This is a genomic window from Stenotrophomonas sp. Bg11-02, assembly GCF_002836635.1.
GTDB lineage: Bacteria > Pseudomonadota > Gammaproteobacteria > Xanthomonadales > Xanthomonadaceae > Stenotrophomonas > Stenotrophomonas lacuserhaii.
In genome coordinates this window covers 1-5,830 of record NZ_PJAY01000014.1, presented here as the reverse complement: position 1 = coordinate 5,830, position 5,830 = coordinate 1, and the positions used below count along the sequence as shown (strand labels likewise).

The window sequence follows — 5,830 nt, the reverse complement described above, 5'->3', positions numbered from 1 at the left end:
AGTAAGCCGCCGGCACCCGGCCCGCATCAGCGGGCCGGGTAAGGGAGCACACCATGGCCCAGATCAAAATCGGCGTAGATCCGGACGGTCTGTTCGATCGCCAGCTGACCGAGCTGGAGACCCAACAGGTTCCCTTCGCCGCGCGCCAGGCATCCAATGCCGTCGCCTTTGAGATCCGCGAGCGCTGGAAGCGCACGGCCCCGCGCGTCTTCGACAGGCCCACGCCGCTCACGGTCAATGCGGCCATGTACCGCAAGGCCACGAAGGAGCAGCCTTACGCGGAAATCTTCATCCGTGATGAAGCGTTCAAGGGCACGCCGCCAGCCAAGTACCTGCTGGCCGAGGTAGAGGGTGGTGAGCGTCGTAAGAAGGGGTTCGAGCGGTTGCTGCAGCAGCGCGGCCTGCTTTCGCCCAGCCAGTTCGCGGTACTGGGCAGGGGGGCGAACGCCAACGCCTACGGGAATCTTCCTGCAGGCCAGATCACCAGAATCTTGTCCCAGCTGGGCGCATCACGCGACCAGTACCAGGACCAGACCGACGTCAGCACCAAGCGCCGGCGGCGGTCCAAGAAAAAGCGAGGCGGCGAGTACTTCGTGCTGCCCAAGCGTCGGGGCGCGCTGCGGCCCGGCATCTATGAGCGCATCGCTACGCCGTGGGGCTCGGCAGTGCGCTCGATCTTCATCTTTACCGGCACCGCCAAGTACCGGCCGCGCTACGACATCTTCGGCATGGCCGACGACACCTGGAAGAGGCTGATGCCCTTCTTCCTGAAGCGCGAGCTGGAGAAGGCCATGCAAACCGCCAGGCCCAGAGAATGAACCAGAAAGCGTTTCTCCAAGGCATCGACGCCCTCATGTTCGCCGCCTTCAAGGGAGCCGGAATCGCCGATGGGGCGACCTATCAGCACAGCGTGGCCACTCCGGTACCGGTGCCGTGCACCGCCCTCCACGACGAGGGGGTGCAGGACTTCGACGAGGAGGGCGTTGCGGTGAGCACGCCGTATAACCGCGTCACCCTGCAGCTGGCTGAAGTCTCGCCGCGAGGCGGTGGCATCGTGCAGATCGACGCCACAGGCCGACGGCTGAAGCTCGAGCAGAAGATCCGCGGCGATGAGTCGTCGCAGGTCTGGGAGGTATCCAATGCATAGCCCGAGCCCGCGCCGTCTGTTGCTCGACGCCTTTGCCGAGTGCCTGTCGGTCATCTCGACCAACAACGGCTACCGGACCAACGTCGGCGCGGACTGGACGCTGGAACCGCGTCCTGGTGACGCCACCAGCACCGGCGTTTTCAGCGCGCTGATTGAAAAGCAGCAGCGCGCCGCTGACGCCGCTCTGGTGCAGACCCACCGCCTTACCACCGTAGCTGTCATCGCAAAGCTGCCGGCGGACACCGATCACCTGCAGGAGCGTCTGGACGACCTGGTGACCGACATCGAGATGGCGATGTCCCAGAAACAACGCAGGTTCCCGCCTGGCTTCACGTACCCCGTCTATTTCGGTATGGAACCGCTGATGCCGGAGTCGGCAGCCGCCGGCTGGGTGGGCGTTTCCGTGACCTACCAGTCCCACATCCCCAAGTAACCAGCCGCTCAGCGGCTTCACCGGAGAAACACCATGTCCAAAGATTACAGCTACCTGGGTAGCGGCATCGTCCTGATCCGCGAATGGAACAGCGGCCAGCCGCTGGAAGAGGTCGGCAACGTGTCGGCTTACAGCTTCTCGCCGCAGACCAACACCATCGAGCTGGCTGACGGGCAGAACCCGGGCGGCGGCCCGGCCAACAGCGTCGATCGCGTGACCGGGTACAACCTGTCCTACACCTTCCACGACTTCAAGCCCTCCAACTTCGCGCGCTCGCTGCGCGGCAAGGCCACGGCAGTGGCCGCCGCCACCATCGCGGAAGAAGCCGCAGCTGCCGCGATCGGCGCGTTCGTACCGCTGGCCCGGATTGCCGCGGAGGTGACCAGCGTCAAGAACACTGCCGGCACCACTACTTACGAGGCCGGCAAGGATTACCGCCTTGAGCGCGGCATGCTGTTCATCCCCGCCAGCTCGACGATCGCCGCGGGGGTGAACGGGGCGCCCAACATCAAGGTCAGCTACAAGCACGGCGCCATCGGCCGGGTGGAAGTCGGGGTCACCTCCCAGAAGTTCTACGAGGTCCACTTCGTTGGCATCAACGAAGCCCAGGGCGGCAAGCTGGTCCGCGCGATCGCGCACAAGGTGAAGGGCGGCATGCTCAACGAAATGGGGCTGCTCGGTGACCAGTTCGCCTCCGGCACCGTCGCCGGTGCGCTGGTCAAGGACTCGGCCAAGGCCACGGGGCCGGACATCTCGCCCTACTTCTACTGGGAACAGGAGGAGTAAGGCATGGACGGCTTCGAAGTGGTGACGCCGCCGACGGCGCAGGTTTCGTTCCGTGGCGAGGTGCTGGAAGTGGGGCCGTTGCGGCTGGAGCAGCTGGCCCCCTTCATCACCGCAGCGCGCTCGATCATCGGGCGCGTGGTGATGGCGGCGGGGCTGCTGGGGGAGGGCGCCCAGATGGAAAGCGGTGCTGTGGTGTTGGACCTGCTCGAGCAGGATGCTCCGGCTTTCGCCTCGGCCCTCTCCATCGTTACCGGCCGGCCGGCCGAATGGATCGCCAAGGGCACCGTGGATGAGGTGGCCAGCCTGGTGGAGGCGGTGGTCGCGTTGAATCGCGATTTTTTCGCCCGACGGCTTCCGCACCTGGTGGCAAAGGTGGCGAAGCCGAAGATTCCGCCGACCACGGATGGGGAGACCTCATCCACCAGCTCATCGCCTGCGGACACCAGCGCCGCGACATCCTGACCTACACCCTGGCCCAACTGCGGGCCTTTGTCGCCGCTGCTGCCCGCGCCGAGCGCCAGCAGCGCGCAAGCATGGCCGTCGCCATGCGACTTGCCATGACGCCTGACCAAGCCGCGTGGGCGCAGTACCTGAAGGAGAACCTGCATGGCTGAGCCCACTGCCAATCTGCGTGTGCGCCTCAGTGCGGACATCGACGACATCAAGCAGGGCATGGCGGTCCTGCGCCGGGAGCTGCGGCAGACGCAGAGCGAAGCGGCGCGCCCACTGCCGAAGAACAACGGCATCTCCGAGCTGGGCGTCACAGCCGGCCAGACGCAGCAGGCACTGCGCCAGCTTCCTGCCCAGTTCACCGACATCTTCACCAGCCTGCAGGGTGGGATGCCGTGGTTCACGGTCCTGGTGCAGCAGGGCGGCCAGATCAAGGACAGCTTCGGCGGCGTCGAGCCAGCGCTGAAGGGCGTGTCCTCGGTGGTGCTGGGCATGGTAACTCCCGTCACCGCGGCGGCCGCCGCCGTCGGCGTGCTGGTGTACGCCTGGTACGACGCCGAGAAGCAGCAGGAAGCCTACGTGCGGGCGCTGGTGCTGTCCCGTAATGAGGGCGAGGCAACCACGCTGAGCCTGATCAACCTGGCCAAGCGCACCACCGATGCGATGCAGGTCACTGCCGGCGCAGGTGCCGAAGTGGCTCAGGCGATTGGCGCCAACGGACAGGTCGCCGCCCAGAACATGCAGGCCGTGGCCAACGCAGCCATTGCAATGAAGGAGCTGACCGGCCAGGCCGTCGATGAGACGGTGGCCACGTACGGGAAGCTGGCCGACGCACCGGTCAAGAATGCCCAGAAGCTTAATGAGCAGGTCAACTTCATGACCAGCGCGCTCTACGAGCAGATCAAGGCACTGCAGGATCAAGGCCGAAATCAGGACGCGGTCACCGTTATCACCAGGGCGGCATCAGAAGAGACCGTCATGGCGCTCGCAAAAGTGCGCGCGAGCCAGAACCCAGTGATTCGAGGCTTCAAGGACCTATTTGCCGAGGCAACCAAGGCTTGGGGCGCGATGCAAGCCAAGGCTGGTTTCGGTGCGCCGGCGGCCCAAATGCAGGAGATGCTGGCTAGCAACCAGTCGGACCTTGCGCGACTCAACCAGCTCCAGGCTATGCCAGGTGCGAGCCGTAGCTACATCACCCAACTAGAAAACGATATCAAGGAGCGCTCCCGGAAGATCAAGGCCATCGCGGCCGATGTCGTCAAGGAGCAGCAGGACGCACGTATTAAGGCTGCGCAGGCTGCTGTTGTCGACTCGTCGGCGCAGATGGACGCGATTATTGACGCAGAAGCCTCACGGGAAGAGAAAAAGCGACGCGAGGTCGCGCAAATCAGCGGCCAGGCAGAAATTGCTATCCGCAAGGCCCGCGCGGCGGGACTCCTGGAAGAGGTGGAAAAGCTCGAGGACCGCAAGGTAAGGGCCCTGGCAGCGATCGAGAAGAAGTACGAAGAGAAGAAGCCCAAGGGCGGCAGCACGGCCAATGCATCGCGCGCTGCAGGGCTGCAGGGCTACCGTGATGATTTGCTGCAGGAACAGGCCACCATCACGGCCGGCACCCAGTTGCTGCGCGCGCAGTATTCCGCCCGTGAGATCACGGCCACGGAGTACTACCGCCGGATGCGTGACCTGGCGCAGGCCAGCACGGACGCGGAGGCGCGCTCGCTCGAGCAACAGATCGCCTTCCTGAAGCAGCAGAACGTCGCTGGCAAGGACGGCATCAACGTGAGCCGGCAGCTGGGTGACCTCGAGGCGCGTCTGGCCAAGGTGCGCACCGAGGGTGCGAGCAAGCTCCAGGTGCTGGCGACCGAGGAAACTGCGACCGCGCACACGCGCACGAACGTCATCGCGGCATACGCCAATGCCCTCGATGCGAGCAACCAGGCGCTGGAACGCCAGATGCGTGCTGTGGCTGGGCGTGTCGGGGCGGGGGAGCGCGAATACGAGATCCAGCAGCGCATCAACGATGCCTACGGCGACCAGGCAGACAAGCTGCGCGAGCTTCAGCTGCAGCTGAACGCATCCCAGATCGATCAGGAGACGTTCGAAGCTGAGCGTGCGGTGCTGCTCGCAAAGACCACCGATCGTCTGCAGATTGTGCGAGAGGGGTACGCCGAGCTGGCGGTCGCCGAGGGCAGCTGGCTCAACGGTGCGCGCGCTGCATGGGCGGATTACCAGCAGCAGGCAACCAACGCGGCCGAGCAGCTGGGCATGGCCGCCGCGAACGTGTTCAGCGGAATGGAAGATGCCTGGACGAGGTTCACGACCGGGGGAAAGGTCCGCTTCTCGGATCTCACCCGCTCCGTGATCGCTGACCTTTCCCGTATCGCCTTCCGCCAAGCTGCGATGGGCATCTTCAACACCGCGCTGGGCAGCACCATCGGCCCGGTGGTGCGCGAGAAGATCAGTTTCGATACCGGCGGCTACACGGGGCCGGGCGGCATCCACGAACCCGCAGGCATCGTGCACAAGGGAGAGGTGGTCTGGTCGCAGGCCGATGTCGCCCGCGCCGGCGGCGTTGGGATCGTTGAAGCAATGCGCCGTGGGCTGCTGGGCTACGCCTCGGGCGGTGCAGTGGGCGGCGGCAGCCCTTCCGTAGTTGGACTCGGCGCAGTCAACGTCATCGTCAAGAACGGACCGCCCGGCACCACGGCGACCGCCACGCGTGGGCCGGGCGGTGTCGATGTCGAGGTGCTGCTTGGCCAGCTCGATGATGCGCTCGGCGGGCGCATCGCGAGTGGCACCGGTTCAACCTACGGGGCCATGCGGGGCCGGTTTGGCTTGGAGGACACGCTCTGATGGCACAGCTTCCCAGCACCGCCTTGGTGATGTTCAGCAACCTGCAGAACGGCTTCGATCCGTCTGTCCAGCGGGATGAGATGGAGCGCGGCCCAGCAAAGGAAAGGGTCCTCAACAGCACGCTCGCCATGACGCAGGCCCTCTCGCTCTACTTCGAGACT

General features: G+C 65.2%; 6 protein-coding genes. All 6 read left to right on the top strand.

Annotated elements, in window-relative coordinates:
* Nucleotides 1-53 precede the first annotated feature (53 nt).
* The 6 genes from CXG43_RS01155 to CXG43_RS01130 all read left to right on the top strand — a co-directional run bounded on the left by CXG43_RS01155 (nt 54) and on the right by CXG43_RS01130 (nt 5,669).
* Nucleotides 54-818 carry a hypothetical protein gene (locus CXG43_RS01155; RefSeq protein WP_019182752.1) on the top strand — a complete coding sequence of 255 codons (765 nt, stop codon included), beginning with the start codon at nt 54-56 and terminating at the stop codon, nt 816-818.
* A complete protein-coding gene (locus CXG43_RS01150; protein WP_101098355.1) occupies nt 815-1,147 on the top strand; it encodes a hypothetical protein in 333 nt (110 codons plus the stop codon). The genes CXG43_RS01155 and CXG43_RS01150 overlap by 4 nt, the downstream gene beginning before the upstream one ends.
* 19 nt (nt 1,148-1,166) lie before the next feature.
* On the top strand, nt 1,167-1,580 hold the full coding sequence (locus CXG43_RS01145) for a hypothetical protein (protein WP_101098354.1): 414 nt from the start codon (nt 1,167-1,169) through the stop codon (nt 1,578-1,580).
* 33 nt (nt 1,581-1,613) lie between these two features.
* A complete protein-coding gene (locus CXG43_RS01140; protein ID WP_101098353.1) occupies nt 1,614-2,366 on the top strand; it encodes a hypothetical protein in 753 nt (250 codons plus the stop codon).
* 3 nt (nt 2,367-2,369) lie between these two features.
* A complete protein-coding gene (locus CXG43_RS01135; RefSeq protein ID WP_101098352.1) occupies nt 2,370-2,828 on the top strand; it encodes a DUF6631 family protein in 459 nt (152 codons plus the stop codon).
* A 144-nt stretch (nt 2,829-2,972) separates the two neighbouring features.
* A complete protein-coding gene (locus CXG43_RS01130; protein ID WP_101098351.1) occupies nt 2,973-5,669 on the top strand; it encodes a phage tail length tape measure family protein in 2,697 nt (898 codons plus the stop codon).
* The last annotated feature ends 161 nt before the right edge of the window (nt 5,670-5,830 follow it).